Raw genomic sequence first — 18,437 nt, 5'->3', positions numbered from 1 at the left:
GAATTTTAAATGGCTGATAAACGATTAACAAAAGTAGCGACCAAATTATTAGAAGGTTATCTAATTGACCAGTGGAGTGATTTTGAGAACTTTGAGTTTTTGAATGATGTCGAATTTTTAGATCAACTAAACAACCATATTAGTTTTCTAGGCAAAAAGTGTATTCAGACACCGTGCGGTGGTGGGTATTTCCTGATTTACCTTGATATTGAAAGTGACCCTGAGATCAAAAAGGTCATCACCAAACAGTTTGAGGAAAACGTCAGCAAAATGGAGCCACTTGTGGACTGGCTGCGACTGTTCAGAAAGGCAGGGGGGCGCAATGAACCTCTGATTGGAGGCGACAGAATTACGTCTGGTGAAATCCTGGTTGAAGTGGAGAAGTCCAAGCATGTCCAAAAAGGGCTAAAAGAACTCTCTGCAAAGTTGGGTAAGACCGCAAGCACAGTGAAAGACCAGATCAACGGTGTTATTCAGTTTTTGGTACAGCGCGAATATTTAGTGCCGGTTGGGGTTGTGGGTACTGAGTTTTTGGCAACTTCACGTTGGTCGATTTTCTACGATGAAGCTGAGTACCTTGCCGAACACAATGCGATTGATATCACTCAAACAGATGATGTGGAGCAGGGCGAGTTACTATGATCGACTTCGTGAATCCGGCTGAACGTGGGGCGAAGGTTTTCTCTGCAAACATTGATGCTATTGCCGAAGCAATCATGTTTACCAGTTCGTCTATTCAGGTCAATGAATCAAACAAATCCTTGATTGATAATTTGCTGTCTTGCGATCTTGGGTATCTGGATGCAGAAAAAAACACGCTGCATCTAAGAAACTTCGTCATTGAGTTTGTGAATTTCTATAAAAACAGAAAGAAACGCAACATTTCCGCACCCGACATTAGCGGTCTGATTGATCGTATCAAAACGGTGAGTACCGACTATGCCTTGTCAAAAGTCGAGGACCCGGAAAGTGCCGAAGTATTAAAGGTTGAAGCAAGTGACCTGATTATTGAGCTTTCAAACAATATCAGCGAGAACATGACCAATTTTGCCGATCAGTGCTTTGAGTATCTGTCGCTGTTCAACAACTACGACATGAAAATGCGTAAGGCTGAACAAAGCTTAAAGACTGCCAAAATGCTAATTACGGCACTGGAAATCCTTTCACCAAATACGATGGATGAATTGGCGGTAGGTGATGCAGACTTGCAGAGAGTGATCTCCAAACGTCTCAAGCCAAGCGTGTTTGAAGCCATTGAAGAAATGAACCACAGCCATCACCGACTGGACAAGCAACTCTTTGAATGGAAAAAGGACATAAAAACCCAGGAGCGAATCAATCTGATTGATGCGCTGCACCGTCATTTTGCCAACAACCGGACGCTGAATGCCGATATTGATTTCAACAAGGCACCTGATAGCTTCCGTCGTGTACCACTTATCAAGCTGAAAGCTCGTGCCGATATCTACCTTGAGGATTTTGAGAACACTTTATCTGCGGTAGCTCAGACAGCCAATCAGAAGCGTGTTAAAAAAGATGGTCCAGTTGTTGAAAAAAAACGCCCACCGGTAGAGAAGGCAACGCATACGATAGTGAAGGCAGTCTCACCTCTGGATAAAGCTGCATTTTTCTTCTTTGACGCTTTTGGCAGTCCGGCAATCAATGAAATATCAGCAAAGAACGCCTACATACGCCTAGAGCCTGGATGCAAATTTGAATACTGGATTAGTCGCCTCCTGTATGAGTTTGAACTCAACCACTCAAACCATCTTGAGTTGCAGTTAGTGGGTGAAACGGATGCTAAATATAATGGCAACTACTACATTTCAGATATCGTGTTTCGTCGCAAAGACAGCAACGGAAAGGTGATGCAATGCGCTTAGGGCAAAGAGAACTCTCAATCATTCAGACGGTTTTACAGCTTAAAACCAGAGTGGTGAAGCTTAACAAGACATGGACAATGCTGAACAAAGACATGCAGATCGGTAGCATCATCAAACGTGAGCTGCATCTAAGTGAATCAGATCTTGATGTGCTTCGGGTTCTGTACGGAAAGCATGTAAAAACGGAGCCAGAGGTAACGTATGACTCCAATGCAGACCGAATATCGCTTGCTGATCATCGTATAGATGAAAAGTCTGGCAATGCCAGCGTTTTCGGTGAGCAGCTTTGGTTTGCTGCGATCAATGCACAACTACCGTTAAAGTCCGGTGAGATGCACATTGCACATCCTGGCGTGACAACAGCCGTGTCCTTAGAGCATCTTGCAGTAGAAAAAATCAGGAAGCTGATCATTATTGAGAATGGCACTATGCTTGTACGGATTTCGGACTGGTATCAGCAAGTTCCACTCGAATGGCAAGACAGCCTATTCCTTTACAGGGGGCATGGTAAGAACTGCCGGTCAGTCAATCAGTTGCTTGAAGTTCTGCCAGAAGAATGTCCGGTAGCGGTGTATACCGATTTCGACCTGTATGGGTTGAATATCGCCAATAATTTCAACCTGATCAGACCAGTCTCTGTGATGGTTCCCCAATGTTGGCAAAGCATTAAAGAACAACACCCTGATAACAACTTCTATAAGTATGTAGACCAGTCAGAGTACATTTCGGATTTGTCGGAAACCGAAGGCATGTCGGAGCCGATGAAAGCGATCTTGAAGCATGTGAACTTCAATAAAGTTGCAGTTATGCAAGAGAACGTGAACCGGCTTGGTCCATTGGTGTGTATAGCAATTTAAGGGCACTGTTGCAAAAGTTCAAGGTGTTACTTTAGACTATACCCTAAAGTAACAATATAAAAGTTCTTAAAACTATGTAACATTTAAATGATTTTTAACCATATATAACATGTAACTTTGATATTTAAGATTTATAATTTACGAAATTGTTCATTTTTATCTAATTGGGGCGTGAAAGAGTGAAAGGCCAAAAAGTAGGTTATGTGCGAGTGAGTTCGGTCGAGCAAAATACAGGGCGTCAACTTGAGGGAATTGAAGTCGACCGGATTTTTGTTGACCGTGCTTCGGGTAAAAATACCGACCGACCGAAATTTCAAGAAATGTTGAACTATGTCCGGGAAGGGGACAGGGTGATTGTACATTCCATGGATCGTTTTGCACGAAGTCTAAAAGATTTGGTCACTGAAGTAGATAAACTGGTCAAAAGAGGGATCGCTATCCAGTTTGTAAAAGAGAATATTACTTTTACTGCCCAATCCACGCCGATGGATAATTTGATGCTGCAACTGATGGGTGCTTTTGCGCAATTTGAACGTGAAATCATTCTGGAAAGGCAAAAGGAAGGAATTAAACTCGCCTCTGTTCAAGGGAAGTACAAAGGCCGGGTACATAAATTGAAGCCTGATAAAGCTGAAGCTTTGCGACAAGCATGGAAGGAAGGGCAGTATCCTTCAAAAATGGCATTAGGCCAGGCATTTGGAATTAGCCGCCAAGCGGTATACCGCTATTTAAAAGCCGGAGAGGAACTCAGTTGAAATTGGCGACTATAATTATTTATCTTATGAAAACTGTGGAACACTGACCCGGTACGGTTCAAGTAAAAATAATTATATTGCTGAGGAGGTTCTTATTGAAAGAGCTGAGAAGTTGGTAAAAACTATTGAAGAAATAGCTAAAAATCAGCCTGTAAAATACGGGCTGATTTATTGTTATAACTTTTAAAGATTAAGTTTAAAATAATATTAGCTAGGTGTTGGAATATTAGTAGTTATAACGGCACTGTTGCAAATAGAGATTTGAGTCGATGATGTTCCCTTTAAAAAGTGCTTAGAGACCGAAAACCCTGTTGATTAGACACACTTCACCCTGAGGCTGACCATAATAAAATGACGATGCTTGTCCTTTACGTAGTGCACGCATGACTTCAATACCTTTAATTGTGGCATAAGCAGTCTTCATAGATTTGAATCCTAATGTGGCCCTGATGATTCGCTTTAACTTACCATGATCACATTCAATGACATTATTTTTATACTTAATCTGCCTGTGCTCAATATCTACTGGACATTTTCCTTCTCGCTTTAACCGTGATAAAGCATGGCCATAGGTCGCTGCTTTATCTGTATTGATGACCCGTGGAATTTGCCATTTTTTCACCGTATTGAAGATCTTTCCTAAAAAACAATAGGCTGATTTACTGTTCCGTCTAGCGGAAAGGTAAAAGTCAATCGTATGACCACGTTGATCAACTGCACGATACAGGTAAGTCCATCGCCCCTTCACTTTGATATAAGTCTCATCCATATGCCATGAATGTAAATCTGTAGGGTTACGCCAATACCAGCGTAACCGTTTTTCCATTTCTGGAGCATAACGCTGAACCCAACGATAAATTGTACTGTGATCCACATTTATGCCTCGTTCAGCGAGCATTTCTTGAAGTTCACGATAGCTGATGCCATATTTACAATACCAACGAACAGCCCAAAGAATGATTTCACCTTGAAAGTGCCGACCGTGGAAGGGATTCATCTGCTGTATCTCGAAATAAATAAGATATTTAGCTTATCATGTCAGCCTATTTGCAACAGTGCCTTTTTAGGTGGTTCCGCTAGGGTATACTGAAAATAAACTTGTCCTGTACCTGATTCCAGTAAAACACTCTCCGAAAATATCGAGACGATTCACGGTTGGTTACAGATAGTTTGGGTGTTATTTTTATCTCTATGCTTGATAGGCTTTATGAGCTTACCACAAATAATTTTTCATTCGGTCAGTCCTCGCTTTCATCCGACCAATTTTGACTCAACTCACTCACCAAACGACTCTCATCGCATTTAAAATCAATATAGTGATAGGTATTGGCAGGCAATAGCCAATCCTGCCCTGTCAGTGGACATTTTTGTTCCATATCTTCTGCCTGTGTCCAATCACGGTAATTCATTAGAAAATAATAGGTGGGTACACCTGTGCTTTGTTCAATGATACGGCACAATTCTCGACCTATTTTGCTATGCTCAGAATTGGGATTTTGCATTTGCTCTAAGGCAAAGGCTTCACTTACTGGTTGAGAACCAAGCCACAAACGATATAACGCTTCAGCCTGACGATACCATGACCACACATTATCATAACAAGGGTGATCAGGTTGGGTATATGGGATTTTATATAGAGGAATGCCTTGTAAGGTTACTCCATCTAGTAAAGGCGAACTCCAGCCCCAACGCAACATGTAAAATTCAGATTGCGTTGGTACGGCATAACGGGGAAGAGGATAGTCATGGTCTTCTCCGATATACAAGGTTTGAATGGGTTTACCTGCTAACTGTTCGATTTTATTGTGCATTTCTTGGGCATAGCTGTTCATATTTTTACGGTCAAGGGCATCCATTTCAGGACACACCACAGTCACGCGAGTAATATCATTTTGGCTAACAGCTAAATGATGGTTACGGGGTAATATTTGTCCGTTGCCTTCTAAATTTCCTAAATAACAAAATACATCATGGTCGTGGCTATCATCATCTTCAGCGATACCTGTATATTGGGGTATGATAATATCAAAGGCGTGCATTTTTATATCTCATGCTTAATTTATATTAAATATATTTGGGGATGTTGCTGTTGAAATTGGTTAAAGTGCTGTCTTGTAGTGTCAATTTAACCTATACCGTCAATGCCGTACACTCTAAATATTAATAATACTTAAACTACTTGATATTATAACTATAATTTTTCTTATCATATTTACCGAAATAAGGAACAGCTACATCCTTATGCACTGTATTATTACTATCAGTATATGTAATTACTATAGAGTCTTCGGTGTCAGAATATTTTATAGGATACTTAAATGATTGATTAGGAGATAAATTACCTATATTTTCTGATTTATTAGTGGTTTTATAAGTTAAATTAACCTTAGTTATATCTTCGGAGGTTTTGTTATTTATAATTAGCATCCCTTCTGATTCACTTTGACTGGAACAAGCCACAGTAATTAATGCACTTAAGCTAATTACATACAGTTTTCTTATTGAGATCTTCACGAGCCAAACCTTTAGTTATTTTATTTAATACAAAATAATTCTATGCAAGAAATGCCACTCTCAACTTCTTAAGCCTATTGGAATGGCTGTATTACAAGAATTGTAAGTTTAATATTGAAAGTCTAACCTTCGTAAAATAAATGATTTAGCGAAAAAAAGTTGAGAGTTAAGCATAAAATGGAATCTTATTTTTCACCAAAGGAATTAGAAGATGTTAAAGAACCATTAGTTATAACTTTCATTTTGAGACTACCCTAAATTCTGTGTAACTATCTAGTTTTCTAAAATACTTCTTAAATTTTGTCAAAATGGCTTTATTAGCTCGAAAAACTAACTTTCTATACACCATGAAGTACACCGCGACTACCTAAATAACTCAATATACCAATATCATTAGCCTACAGCCTAAGGTTCTAGTCCTCACTAGGGTACCGAAGCAGTGAAATTGGTTTGCCATAGGCATACTAATCAGAGTATGAAAAAGAAACTCCTCTCTCTGCAAATTCTTGATTGAAAACACTAAGAACCTTCATACTAAAAGTATAATAAATAAGTACTAGCCTTTCTATTATGGTGATGTCGTTCATATTCCAAGATATTCTCCGATCATCTAATAACCCCTCCCAACTAGGATCGTTTATTTTAGGTATAGATTGACTGCCGTAAGAAGGTATTTGATCAACTAAATGACGCATATCATCGAGTTTTTGATTTGATAGGGGTTACCCCAGAATTTGGAGAAAATAGTACGACAAGGAATTTTGTCGACTAATTAATTTATTAAAATCAAAGATTTATATTTTTATGCTTTGCCTGTCTGCTAGAGATTGGCAACATGCAATTTAATTGAAAGATTTTTAACGAAGTTCTTAAATAACAACTACATAGAAGTAAATAAATGTACTTACCGCCCTATAATTTCCGTTTTCTGTGCTGACCCCTAATATAGCAGTTTTTCACTGAATAGAACTCAGATAACTTATCATTTGGTGATAGTCAGAAGCCTTTATTCCCTTAAAATAATTTTTGTTTTTGATATCAAGGACTACTTCTACCACAACCTGTAAACAGCGAATAAAAATCTTAAAATTTAAACCCTAATTTCGATAAGAAGGGTAAATATACTTTCTGCTTTTCACTATCTAATAATGCTTCAGCAATTTGTTCAGCAAACACATCGTAACTTCGACCTGCTTGCCCTTGTGCCAAATACGATGCCTCATGTAATTGAGATATTTTTTTAGCGAAGGCAAAGCGTTGATTATCGGTCATGGTTATAAACATATCTACTGTATGTGGATCACGCTCTGTCTTTTCAGCTTTTACCGTTTTGGGCTTGGTTCTTTGTTTAAATTTAAAGGTAAATCCTGTAATAGTGCGACCTTGCTTGTGTTGCTCATATTCAGCAATAATATCCGTGTGTTCGTTAATTTGACTAATAGCCAAATCTAAAACTCTTGCTTTGAAATGGTGCATACGCACATATTCATCACTCAATAACCCAAAATGATTTCTTAACTCATCTAACGAGATTTCATTGGTTTTGCCCACAGACCGCCATTTAATCAAAAACTCATACAGGCGAATAGCATATCGGCTCTGTAAGCCTTTAATTTGCTCTATCTCGTATTTGGTAAATTTTTTTTCCAATCCTACAATTAATGGTACAACGTCATTGGCGAATACTAATCTTACCAATCCTAAATCATTAACGTAACTAATCTTTTGCACAAAGCGACTGCGGACAAACTCAATTTTTTGACTACCCTCAACAAACTGGGTGTAATTAAATTCCGCTTCAAATAAACCATTGACTCCACGCTTTAGGGCTTCATAAGCCGTATGTTTAGCCACGTCAAACTGTTGCATATAAGATTGGGCATGAATAGTTAAAGTCTTGTTCAATACACTTTCAATATTATCGCCCAACTTACGAGGGCACTGTTGCAAATAGAGATTTGAGTCGATGATGTTCCCTTTAAAAAGTGCTTAGAGACCGAAAACCCTGTTGATTAGACACACTTCACCCTGAGGCTGACCATAATAAAATGACGATGCTTGTCCTTTACGTAGTGCACGCATGACTTCAATACCTTTAATTGTGGCATAAGCAGTCTTCATAGATTTGAATCCTAATGTGGCCCTGATGATTCGCTTTAACTTACCATGATCACATTCAATGACATTATTTTTATACTTAATCTGCCTGTGCTCAATATCTACTGGACATTTTCCTTCTCGCTTTAACCGTGATAAAGCATGGCCATAGGTCGCTGCTTTATCTGTATTGATGACCCGTGGAATTTGCCATTTTTTCACCGTATTGAAGATCTTTCCTAAAAAACAATAGGCTGATTTACTGTTCCGTCTAGCGGAAAGGTAAAAGTCAATCGTATGACCACGTTGATCAACTGCACGATACAGGTAAGTCCATCGCCCCTTCACTTTGATATAAGTCTCATCCATATGCCATGAATGTAAATCTGTAGGGTTACGCCAATACCAGCGTAACCGTTTTTCCATTTCTGGAGCATAACGCTGAACCCAACGATAAATTGTACTGTGATCCACATTTATGCCTCGTTCAGCGAGCATTTCTTGAAGTTCACGATAGCTGATGCCATATTTACAATACCAACGAACAGCCCAAAGAATGATTTCACCTTGAAAGTGCCGACCGTGGAAGGGATTCATCTGCTGTATCTCGAAATAAATAAGATATTTAGCTTATCATGTCAGCCTATTTGCAACAGTGCCGGAAGATGCTCTATTTGATTTGGCAACTACACTGTGTGAAATTTCAGATACTTCATCTAACCAAAACAAAAAATTTGACTACAAGGCAGCAGAGAGAGCGCGTGAGTGTATTTTGGCGTATCCACATGAAAACTTAAGTTTGTCAGATTTAGAGAAACATGCTGATCGTGACCGCTGGAGCCTTTCTCGTGATTTCCGATTATTATTTGGAACTAGCCCACACCGTTATATGATCATGCGTCGCTTAGAAACAGTTAAGTTCTACCTTGCTCAAGGGGAGTCTATTGTTAATGCTGCTTTAAATGCAGGCTTTTTTGATCAGAGTCATATGACCAGACATTTTATAAAAACATTTGGTTTAACTCCCACTCAATGGAAAATGATAAATATTAAAAGATAGCCGTTCGATTTGAACGGCTAATTTGTCCTACAGCAGATTTATTCCATTAAGAAAATCTTTGAACATAAAAAGCCCTGATAAAATCAAGAGTATACCCATCAGCTTATTTAGCCGATTAAACCAGATAGGATTAGCAATTTTGTTGCCTAATAATTTTCCAACCAGAGCATAGGTGAATGGTGCGCCAACAGCACCAAGTGAAATCAGTAAAGAAACTATCAAGATCATGATTCCTGTGATTTTGGCTGCAGGGTACATAATTGTCGTAACAGGTAGAATGACGAGAATGGCTTTTGGATTTAATAACTGAATAAATAAGCCATTTAAGAATGTTAGATGGCTTTCTTGCTGTTGAGTTGTTTCTACATTCGCCCTAATCATTTTTATAGCCAAGTAGAATGTATAAATTGCACCCGCTAAAGCAATATAATGAATCAATCCATGTGGAATAACAGCTTCACCTATATAGCCAAACAATACGAATAAGATCAACATGGCGAAACCAATGCCTAGGTAAAATCCTATAGTCTTTTTTAATTGACCTGTAAGGCCAGAATTTAGCCCCATAAAATTTACAGGGCCTGGGCTATACATAACGCTTAATGTATAAAGAAATATTTCCACAGAGTTCACTCAATTAGATAGCAATAAACATCAAAGAGAGAACGGTATCGAGTTATAGGCCTTAAAGATTGTACGTTTGTGCTGAACTAATTAAAAATTTCTATTTAACTTATGTTCACCTAAAGTTCACTTCATAAGTGTATAAAGAAACTATGTATTGTATTTTCAATTGCTTATATAAATATTAGTCTTGGTTTAGAATTTTAAAGTTCATGAACTATGAGAAAAAACTAAGATACGATCAAAATTGTAGAACAACAAAATTATTTATACTAATTTACAAGCCACGCTGTTTAAGCGTGTCATTAAAAAATAAATCTTTTAATCTCTCCACACAATCTCCACACAATCTCCACACAACATCAGCAATTCATAAACACTGCTATTTCAAAATAGTAGTATCTAAAACCCCCCCTCTGAAAAAGCATGTCAACACATTATCATTTAATAGGTTCAATACTTATTACAACTGTACTTTTAATCGGCTGTACACAAGCCAAAGATGCTGAACAGTCCCCAACAGAAATGCCACCAGCGGTTGTCAGTACCATCACGGTATTACCGCATTCCATGAATTTAATTGAAAATCTTCCAGGCCGTGTTGTCGCTTACCGTATTGCTGAAATTCGCCCGCAAGTAGGTGGAATTGTTGATAAAGTACTTTTTAAGCAAGGCTCTTATGTGCAAGCAGGTCAACCGCTTTTTAAATTGAATTCTGAAATATTTCAGGCAGATGTAAAAAGCAATCAAGCCACTTTAAACCGTGCACAAGCTGAGGTGACACGTTTGCAGGTGCTGTTAAAACGCTACACTGAATTAGTAAAAGTAAATGCGGTTAGTCAGCAGGAATACAACAATACCGAAGCAGATTATCAAAAAGCAAAAGCCGATGTGGCGCAAATGCAAGCCATGTTAAGCAGACAACAACTTAATCTTAAATATGCGACTGTTACAGCCCCTATCTCGGGAACGATTGGTGAAATCTTAGTGACTGAGGGTGCATTAGTTGGTCAAGGTGATACTAATGCAATGGCCGTAATACAACAGATTAATAAAGTCTATGTTGATGTAAAGCAATCAATTAGTGATTATGAAAAACTACAGGAAGCTTTACAGCAAGGTGACGTGTCAAATACCAAACATACGGTTGAAATCCTAAATAGTCAGGGTAAACCTTATAACGTTACAGGTGAAATCCTATTTTCGGATACTAAAGTTGATCCTGATACGGGTGATGTCACAATCCGTATTTTAGCCAATAATGAAAATCAAAAACTTTTGCCAGGCATGTATGTTCGAGTCAATATGAGCCGAGCTCAAGTTGAAAATGCGCTCCTAGTTCCAGAACAAGCGATTCAACATGATATTAGTGGTAAAGCCAATGTTACGATTGTTAATCAAAAAGGTTTAGCGCAAAGCAAGCCTGTTCAGCTTGGTCAACGTTATCAAAATAACTATGTGATCAAACAAGGGTTACAAGCAGGTGAGAAAGTCATTGTTGAAGGGGCTGATCGTATACAGCCTGAGCAAAAATTAAAAATTAAGCAGTGGCAACCTACAAATATTAAGGAAAATGGAGGACAGCAATAATGTCCCAATTTTTCATTAGGCGTCCTATTTTTGCATGGGTGATTGCTTTATTTATTATTCTGTTGGGTGTACTAAGCATCCCCAAGTTACCTATTGCACGATTCCCAAGTGTTGCGCCACCACAGATTAGTATTACGGCAATCTATCCAGGTGCTACGCCAAAAACATTGAATGATAGTGTTGTGACCTTGATTGAGCGGGAAATGTCAGGTGTCAAAAACTTACTTTATTACAGTTCAAGTTCAGATAGTTCTGGAACAGCAACAATCACCGCAACATTTAAACCAGGTACAGATGTAGAACTTGCACAAATTGATGTGCAAAACAAAATTAAAGCCATTGAGTCACGCTTACCTCAAACAGTGCGACAACAAGGGCTGATGGTCGATGCTGCGTCGTCTGGTTTTTTAATGATGGTGGGCTTAAGTTCACCGAATGGCAAATATAGTGAAATTGATGTCAGTGACTATATGACTCGCTATGTGATTGAAGAATTAAAGCGGGTTGACGGTGTTGGTAAAGTCCAAAATTTTGGTGCTGAAAAAGCCATGCGGATTTGGGTCGATCCAGATCGTTTGGTTTCTTATGGATTGAGTATTCAAGATGTGAATACAGCCATCCAAAACCAAAACTTGCCGATATCACCAGGTCGTATTGGTGATGTTCCTGCTTTGACGGGGCAACAAATTACTATTCCTTTAACTGCTCAAGGTCAATTAGAAACTGTAGAGCAATTCAAGAAAATTAGTTTACGTGCTCAACAAAATGGCGCCAATGTTCGACTGTCGGATGTCGCTCGTGTCGAAATCGGGGCACAGATGTATAACTTTGCGATTTTAGAAAATGGCAAAGCCTCTACAGCTGTGGCGATACAAATGAGTCCTGGTGCCAACGCTGTCAAGACTGCAGAAGGTGTTAAAGCGAAAATTGAACAGTTAGGTTCAGCACTGCCTGATGGTATGAAATTCTCTATACCTTACGACACTGCACCTTTTGTAAAAATCTCGATTGAAAAAGTAATCATGACATTGCTTGAAGCTATGGCATTAGTTTTTATTGTCATGTTTATCTTTTTACACAATGTTCGATACACCTTAATTCCGGCGATTGTTGCACCGATTGCATTGCTTGGCACATTCTCAGTCATGCTGCTTGCTGGTTTTTCGATTAATGTGCTGACCATGTTCGGTATGGTGCTTGCGATCGGGATTATTGTCGATGATGCGATTGTGGTCATTGAGAATGTTGAACGCATTATGGCGACAGAAGGCTTATCTCCAGTTGAAGCCACATCTAAAGCCATGAAGGAAATTACCAATCCGATTATTGGCATCACCTTAGTGTTAGCCGCTGTATTCTTGCCGATGGCATTGGCGTCAGGCTCAGTGGGGATTATCTATCGTCAGTTCACCATTACCATGTCGGTTTCAATTTTATTCTCAGCTTTCCTTGCACTGACATTAACCCCTGCGTTATGTGCAACGATGTTAAAACCGATTGATCAAGACCATCAGAAAAAGGGTGTTTTTGCATCGTTTGATCGCAGTTTTGAGAAGCTGAACAATCGCTATGAACGCAGTTTATTTAAAGTAATTAAACATAAAACCCTCGCAATGTTATGTTTCTTAGGCATTGTCATTGTGCTGATTTTTAGTTTTAAACACGTTCCGACTGCGTTTATGCCAGAAGAAGATCAGGGGTGGTTTATGACTTCGATTCAACTTCCTGCGGATGCAACTCAAGAACGTACCCGTAAAGTCGTTGCTGAGTTTCAAAATTATTTAGACCAAGAAACGGGGATTAAAGACAATATGGCGGTCTTAGGTTTTGGTTTTAGTGGATCTGGTCAGAATACAGCGATGTATTTTACCAATCTATTGCCATTCGAAGAGCGTACTATTACGGCACAAGAAGTCGTGAATAATGCCAATATAGCGATGGCTGAAAGTTCAGAAGGTCAAACCATGTCTGTGTTACCACCAGCAATTGATGAATTGGGTAACTCATCTGGTTTTTCACTGAGATTATTAGATCGTGGCAATATTGGCATGCCTGCTTTAAGAGAAGCACAAGATCAGCTTTTAGCATTAGCAGCACAAAGTAAAATCGTGGCGGAGGTCTATCCTGAAGGTTTGCCAGATGGCAGTTCTGTACAGCTTAAAATTGATAGAGATAAATTGCAGGCATTAGGTGTTAATTTCAGTGATGTGACCGATATTATTTCAACCTCAATGGGTTCGATGTATATCAATGATTTTCCAAATCATGACCGTATGCAGCAAGTCATTGTGCAACTTGATGCCAAATCACGCATGAGTATTGAAGATATTCTTCAGATTAAGGTGAACAGTCAAAGCGGTAAATTGGTTTCAATGTCTGAAATAATTACTCCAATTTGGCAACATTCCCCACAACAATACAATCGTTACAACGGTCGTCCATCATTGAGTATTTCTGGCAGTCCAGCAGCAGGTATATCTTCAGGACAAGCCATGACTGAGATGGAAAATTTGATTGAACAACTTCCGAAAGGTGTGGGTTATGAGTGGACTGGGATTTCTCTAGAAGAAAAACAGTCGGAATCACAAACCTTGTTTTTATTACTGTTGTCGATGTTAGTCGTTTTCCTTGTCTTGGCAGCGCTTTATGAAAGCTGGTCAATTCCATTCTCTGTGATGCTAGTTGTCCCTCTAGGGTTGATTGGCGCCTTTTTAGCAGTAATGTTACGTGGTATGCCAAATGATATTTTCTTTAAGGTCGGCATGATCACGATTATTGGTCTATCTGCAAAGAATGCTATTTTGATTGTTGAGTTTGCAAAAGCACTAAGAGAAGAAGGAATGGGTTTAGTGGAGGCAACCGTTGCAGCCGCTAAATTGCGCTTACGTCCAATCCTAATGACATCTTTGGCATTTACCTGTGGCGTTATTCCTTTAGTCATTGCCAGTGGCGCTAGTTCTGAAACTCAAAAAGCGATTGGTACAGGCGTCTTTGGCGGCATGATCAGCGCAACAATTCTAGCTGTTATTTTTGTACCGATTTTCTTTATTGTCGTCATGAGCATGGTTGAGAAATTCTCGAAACGTAAAGCGGCACATTAAGCATCAAAACTGAGAATAAAAGCTGTGGGTTAACGAGTTTAGCCCACAACAAATCTTTCATTTACATCTTTATTTCAGAATTGATTTAATAAACCATCAATATAGGTTTAATCATGAAAGCTACCAATCTTGATCCGAAACGCTGGTGGATATTGCTCGCTGTCGTGCTTGCATTTCTGCCGATTGTGATTGATATGACTGTACTGCATGTTGCGGTTCCCTCATTAACCCAATCGCTGAGTGCCACAAGTAACCAAGTCTTATGGATTATTGATATTTATCCATTACTTATGGCTGGACTTTTAGTTCCGATGGGAACTTTGGCTGATCGTGTCGGCAATCGTAAGATTCTGCTGATTGGCTTGGTTATATTTGGAATTGCCTCAGTCCTTGCGGCATTTTCCCAAACGGCTTCTATGCTGATTGCCGCACGTGCTTTATTAGCATTAGGCGGTGCCATGATTATGCCCTGTGTATTGGGTATTATTCGCAGAACCTTCGAAGACAGTCGCGAACGTGCCATTGCGCTGGGTATTTGGGGCACAATCGGATCAGCCGGTGCCGCCATTGGACCGCTCATTGGTGGGGGATTGTTAGAATATTTCTGGTGGGGTTCAGTTTTCCTGATTAACGTCCCAATCATGCTGGTTGTCGCACCAATGTGCTATTTCTTATTGTCCCGAAAAGAAGCTATAACCCCTGGACATTGGGCATTTGGTCAAGCGCTATTGCTGATTGTCGGTTTGATTTCGTTTGTATATGCACTAAAAGCAGGCTTAGGCGGTAAACAGTCGTTGTTGATTGTCTTGCCTTTGGTCGTTTTATCTATCGGCTTATTAACCATATTTGTACGCAAACAGCTGAATTCTCCTCAGCCGATGCTAGATCTTTCGCTATTTTCACGTCCTGCTATTTTAGCCGGCATTATTATGGCAATGGTTGCTGCAGGCGCTTTGGCAGGGGTTGAGTTAACTTTGGCAATGGAGCTGCAATATGTCATTCGTTTAACACCGCTGCAAGCCGGTCTTTTTATGGTTCCGATTATGGTTGCGGCCGCTATTGGCGGGCCTATTGCTGGTTTTTTATCCAATAAATTTGGACTCCGTCTGGTTGCGACCATGTCATTAATATTGGCAGCAATTGCGTTGGTCAGTTTGAGTTATTCAGATTTTCATCATCCGGGAATCATCGTTCCCTTTATTTTAGCTTCGATTGGATTAACACTGAGTATTGGTTTAACAGCTTCATCCATTGCGATCATGGGCTCAGTACCTGCAGAAAAGGGCGGTGCGGCAGGTTCACTTGAAAGTACAGGTTATGAACTGGGTACAGGACTAGGTATTACTTTATTTGGTGTTTTCATGGCCTATATATTTGGCAGTCATCTTCAAGTGCCGTCAGATTTAACTGCTGTTTTAGCAGAAAAAGCCAGACTTTCGATTGGTGATACCTATTTAGTGGCGAGCCAGTTACCCGTTGAACAAGGTACAGCATTGATTAACGCAGGTAAAATTGCCTTCAGTTCAGCTCATGTTAATTTATTATTAACAGCAGGGATTATCATCGGGATACTCTCCATTGTGGTATTTTTTATGCTAGCTAAATATCGAGATGAGAATTCATTGTGATGAAATTTATTTGAGGATCATCAAACAGAATGGTTAAGTTCAGACATCAATTTATCTTAAATTTATGGTTTAAATTAAGCCGTATTAATCTGAACTTAACACATTATAAATGAGTTGATGTCTTACGATTTAGTTGAATAGTAAAACAGCTGCCACCTAAGTTTTTGGATTTAGAATAATAAATATGACCTTGGTGTGCTTCAATAATTGCATCAATCACTGCCAAGCCTAATCCAGTACCGCCATCTAGACATGATCTAGAGTCTTCCAGTCGATAGAAGGGTTTGAACAGGTGTTTAAGATGCGATTCATCAATACCAGGACCTTCATCTTCAAACGTCAATACCCAATGTTCTGCTGTGGTTACAGATGTAATATTTATTTTTCCAGCATTCGAATATCTTAGAAAGTTAGAGAACAATGCAATAAAGACCTGTTCCATCCTTCTTATATCAACGCAAACCAATTTATCCGTCAAATTTAAAACAATAGTTAAACCTTTAACATGAAACCGTTCATTAAACATCTGCAGACATTTTTCAATACTATTTTTTAAATTGGTCTTTTCTAGTTCTAATCGTAATTGTTTATTTTCAATAAGTGTCAGTGTCCGTAAATCTTCCACAAGGTAAGATAAGCCTTCGACTTGGTTCAATAAGCTTAGGTGTAAAGCTTTATCGGCAATAAATATACCATCGACAATACCTTGCAAGCGACCTTGTAATATTGTCACAGGTGTTCGTAATTCATGTGCAATTGCAGCATTCCAAACAGTTGAATTCTTAACTGATACTTCAAGTTGGTTTGCCATTTCATTGAAGTTCTCAATAAGAGACTTGATTTCATGTGGAATATCATGATGTGGCTGTTTAATTCTGAGTGCTAAATTGCCTTGTTGAATTTGTTGAATAACATCTGCTAAATCACTAATTGGCTGTGTATAGCGTTTTCCATATTTAAAGGCGAGGATAGTAGAAAGAAAAAAGCCTGTTAATAGCACTAAAAACAGCCAGATAAAGTCAACGGAGGTAACTGAAAATTCATTTGAATTAATAACTTGTGTATTTAGAAAACCTATTTTTATCGCCCAGCTATAAACAAAATAGCCAATCATGAAAGATAACAGCGTAATGCCTAAATTGAATAGGCTCATCATGATAATAAACTGGAAGTTAATTCCAACAGAATTTTTAAAAAAGTTAAATTTCATGATTTTGATCTAAGCGATACCCCACGCCACGGACATTGATTAATAAGCCATTTACATCATTTTCTTCAAGTTTTTTGCGTAATTTGCTGATATGGCTATCTACAGTGCGATCTAAAGCATCACTTTCAGGCATACAGTTTTGGATCAATTCATTACGTGTAAAGACTTTATTCGGTGTTTTTGCCATCAAAAACAGTATCTTATACTCAGTTAACGTAAGGTTGAGCAACTGATTTCTTTGACCATTTGAAATGTAAACTTGATGATGATCTGGATTAATTTCAATATTTCTATAACGAATAATATTAGTTATTTCCATATTTTGGCTTGTACTTCGTCTAAGTACGGCTTGTATTCGTGCAATCACTTCGTTTGGGTTAAATGGCTTAATAATAAAGTCATCAGCACCCATTTTTAGCCCCATGATCTTATTCACTTGATCATCTAAGGCAGTCAGCATAATGACAGGTAAATGACTTGTTTGACGGATGATTTGTAGAATTTCCCAGCCATTTAGTTTGGGTAATTTAATATCAAGGAGAATCAGGTCGATAGAGTTGGCTTTTAGGCACTCTAAAGCTTGTTGTCCATCCAATGCACGGATGACCTGCATGTTTTCATTTTTTATGTATTTTTCAAGAATGTCACCAATATCATAATCATCTTCTACAACGAGAATGACGCTGTTTTCGAAGCTGTGCTGTAGATTTGGATACATATATTTTATCTTAGATGAAGTAGCTATGCATTTTAACATTTAATTGTGTAATGGAGATGATTAGACGAGCAGTCATTTATATTTGTAATTGAGGGGTGACATATAATAAAATTCGTTGCATATCAGTATTAATGAACAAAATGTCAATTATCATTCATTTAACATAATGGCTGTTATACGAAACGAGAGAGTGTTAGAACCCATTTAAAGTGTCTATATTCTCACCAATAAAAATGTCCGGTTTCTCCGAGGTAAAATATGACTTTTGAACAAAAATAAGCCATTGTTTATTCTTTTTATTTCCAACAAAATTCCAGAACTCATCTACTTCGAGAGATTCATAATGACTTTGCTGAGGCTGAATTTCATAGGTTGATTCAGTTAAAGTACGTAAAACTTT

Annotated in this window: 15 protein-coding genes and 2 pseudogenes; 8 read left to right on the top strand and 9 right to left on the bottom strand. The window is 38.6% G+C overall.

What is annotated here, in order from left to right:
* Window positions 1-9 precede the first annotated feature (9 nt).
* From FTU38_RS12725 to FTU38_RS12710, 4 genes are all read left to right on the top strand, one after another.
* The gene (locus tag FTU38_RS12725) at window positions 10-642 is read left to right on the top strand and encodes a hypothetical protein (protein ID WP_004676008.1); all 633 of its coding nucleotides are present in this window, start codon (window positions 10-12) and stop codon (window positions 640-642) included.
* A complete protein-coding gene (locus FTU38_RS12720; protein WP_005100615.1) occupies window positions 639-1,883 on the top strand; it encodes a hypothetical protein in 1,245 nt (414 codons plus the stop codon). Before FTU38_RS12725 ends, FTU38_RS12720 begins: the two co-directional genes overlap by 4 nt.
* A 149-nt stretch (window positions 1,884-2,032) precedes the next feature.
* Window positions 2,033-2,740 (top strand): hypothetical protein, encoded by a 708-nt coding sequence (locus FTU38_RS12715; protein ID WP_227518671.1) that lies wholly within the window; start codon window positions 2,033-2,035, stop codon window positions 2,738-2,740.
* A gap of 179 nt (window positions 2,741-2,919) precedes the next feature.
* Window positions 2,920-3,495, top strand: a complete 576-nt coding sequence (locus FTU38_RS12710) for a recombinase family protein (protein WP_075316580.1) — start codon at window positions 2,920-2,922, stop codon at window positions 3,493-3,495.
* Window positions 3,496-3,787: 292 nt separating this feature from the next.
* Here FTU38_RS12710 and FTU38_RS12705 read toward each other — a convergent pair whose 3' ends face one another.
* The 5 genes from FTU38_RS12705 to FTU38_RS12685 form a co-directional block, all read right to left on the bottom strand.
* Complete coding sequence (locus FTU38_RS12705) at window positions 3,788-4,492, bottom strand: IS6-like element IS1008 family transposase (RefSeq protein WP_043963410.1); 705 nt, start codon at window positions 4,490-4,492, stop codon at window positions 3,788-3,790.
* Between the two features lie 241 nt (window positions 4,493-4,733).
* Entirely contained in the window at window positions 4,734-5,534 is an 801-nt protein-coding gene (locus FTU38_RS12700; protein WP_114237944.1) for a DUF2310 family Zn-ribbon-containing protein, read from the bottom strand.
* 136 nt (window positions 5,535-5,670) lie between these two features.
* On the bottom strand, window positions 5,671-6,009 hold the full coding sequence (locus tag FTU38_RS12695) for a hypothetical protein (RefSeq protein ID WP_114237945.1): 339 nt from the start codon (window positions 6,007-6,009) through the stop codon (window positions 5,671-5,673).
* 1,083 nt (window positions 6,010-7,092) lie between these two features.
* Window positions 7,093-7,938 (bottom strand): replication initiation protein RepM, encoded by an 846-nt coding sequence (gene repM / locus FTU38_RS12690; protein ID WP_180049802.1) that lies wholly within the window; start codon window positions 7,936-7,938, stop codon window positions 7,093-7,095.
* A 60-nt stretch (window positions 7,939-7,998) separates the two neighbouring features.
* Window positions 7,999-8,703, bottom strand: coding sequence for an IS6-like element IS1008 family transposase (locus FTU38_RS12685; RefSeq protein ID WP_043963410.1), 705 nt, complete (start codon window positions 8,701-8,703; stop codon window positions 7,999-8,001).
* A gap of 64 nt (window positions 8,704-8,767) precedes the next feature.
* Here FTU38_RS12685 and FTU38_RS12680 point away from each other — a divergent pair.
* A pseudogene (locus tag FTU38_RS12680) lies at window positions 8,768-9,166 on the top strand (helix-turn-helix transcriptional regulator); the annotation flags it as partial.
* A gap of 27 nt (window positions 9,167-9,193) precedes the next feature.
* Here the strand turns inward: FTU38_RS12680 and FTU38_RS12675 are convergent.
* On the bottom strand, window positions 9,194-9,790 hold the full coding sequence (locus FTU38_RS12675; protein WP_180022882.1) for a LysE family transporter: 597 nt from the start codon (window positions 9,788-9,790) through the stop codon (window positions 9,194-9,196).
* A 426-nt stretch (window positions 9,791-10,216) separates the two neighbouring features.
* On the opposite strand from FTU38_RS12675, the gene FTU38_RS12670 reads away from it, so the two are divergent.
* From FTU38_RS12670 to FTU38_RS12660, 3 genes are all read left to right on the top strand, one after another.
* Window positions 10,217-11,380, top strand: a complete 1,164-nt coding sequence (locus FTU38_RS12670; protein ID WP_032073150.1) for an efflux RND transporter periplasmic adaptor subunit — start codon at window positions 10,217-10,219, stop codon at window positions 11,378-11,380.
* The gene (locus tag FTU38_RS12665; protein ID WP_270915313.1) at window positions 11,377-14,481 is read left to right on the top strand and encodes a multidrug efflux RND transporter permease subunit; all 3,105 of its coding nucleotides are present in this window, start codon (window positions 11,377-11,379) and stop codon (window positions 14,479-14,481) included. The genes FTU38_RS12670 and FTU38_RS12665 overlap by 4 nt, the downstream gene beginning before the upstream one ends.
* Window positions 14,482-14,594: 113 nt before the next feature.
* Window positions 14,595-16,109, top strand: a complete 1,515-nt coding sequence (locus FTU38_RS12660) for an MFS transporter (RefSeq protein ID WP_032073148.1) — start codon at window positions 14,595-14,597, stop codon at window positions 16,107-16,109.
* Between the two features lie 103 nt (window positions 16,110-16,212).
* On the opposite strand, the gene adeS is transcribed toward FTU38_RS12660, so the two are convergent.
* The 3 genes and pseudogenes from adeS to FTU38_RS12645 all read right to left on the bottom strand — a co-directional run.
* A complete protein-coding gene (adeS, locus tag FTU38_RS12655; protein WP_032073131.1) occupies window positions 16,213-17,319 on the bottom strand; it encodes a two-component sensor histidine kinase AdeS in 1,107 nt (368 codons plus the stop codon).
* Window positions 17,309-18,037 carry an efflux system response regulator transcription factor AdeR gene (gene adeR, locus FTU38_RS12650; protein WP_032073130.1) on the bottom strand — a complete coding sequence of 243 codons (729 nt, stop codon included), beginning with the start codon at window positions 18,035-18,037 and terminating at the stop codon, window positions 17,309-17,311. The genes adeS and adeR overlap by 11 nt, the downstream gene beginning before the upstream one ends.
* 271 nt (window positions 18,038-18,308) lie before the next feature.
* Window positions 18,309-18,437, bottom strand: a pseudogene (locus FTU38_RS12645) (IS1 family transposase); the annotation flags it as partial.

Origin of the sequence: Acinetobacter sp. YH12098, from assembly GCF_013419235.1 — a bacterium.
Classification (GTDB): domain Bacteria; phylum Pseudomonadota; class Gammaproteobacteria; order Pseudomonadales; family Moraxellaceae; genus Acinetobacter; species Acinetobacter amyesii.
This window is presented reverse-complemented; position numbering and strand designations above follow the sequence as displayed.

Excerpts from the sequence above, each read along its gene's own strand:
- FTU38_RS12705 (WP_043963410.1), bottom strand. The coding sequence starts at position 4,492 with ATGAATCCCTTCCACGGTCGGCACTTTCAAGGTGAAATCATTCTTTGG.
- FTU38_RS12670 (WP_032073150.1), top strand. The coding sequence starts at position 10,217 with ATGTCAACACATTATCATTTAATAGGTTCAATACTTATTACAACTGTA.
- adeR (WP_032073130.1), bottom strand. The coding sequence starts at position 18,037 with ATGTATCCAAATCTACAGCACAGCTTCGAAAACAGCGTCATTCTCGTT.
- FTU38_RS12725 (WP_004676008.1), top strand. The coding sequence starts at position 10 with ATGGCTGATAAACGATTAACAAAAGTAGCGACCAAATTATTAGAAGGT.
- FTU38_RS12700 (WP_114237944.1), bottom strand. The coding sequence starts at position 5,534 with ATGCACGCCTTTGATATTATCATACCCCAATATACAGGTATCGCTGAA.
- adeS (WP_032073131.1), bottom strand. The coding sequence starts at position 17,319 with ATGAAATTTAACTTTTTTAAAAATTCTGTTGGAATTAACTTCCAGTTT.
- FTU38_RS12660 (WP_032073148.1), top strand. The coding sequence starts at position 14,595 with ATGAAAGCTACCAATCTTGATCCGAAACGCTGGTGGATATTGCTCGCT.
- FTU38_RS12685 (WP_043963410.1), bottom strand. The coding sequence starts at position 8,703 with ATGAATCCCTTCCACGGTCGGCACTTTCAAGGTGAAATCATTCTTTGG.
- FTU38_RS12720 (WP_005100615.1), top strand. The coding sequence starts at position 639 with ATGATCGACTTCGTGAATCCGGCTGAACGTGGGGCGAAGGTTTTCTCT.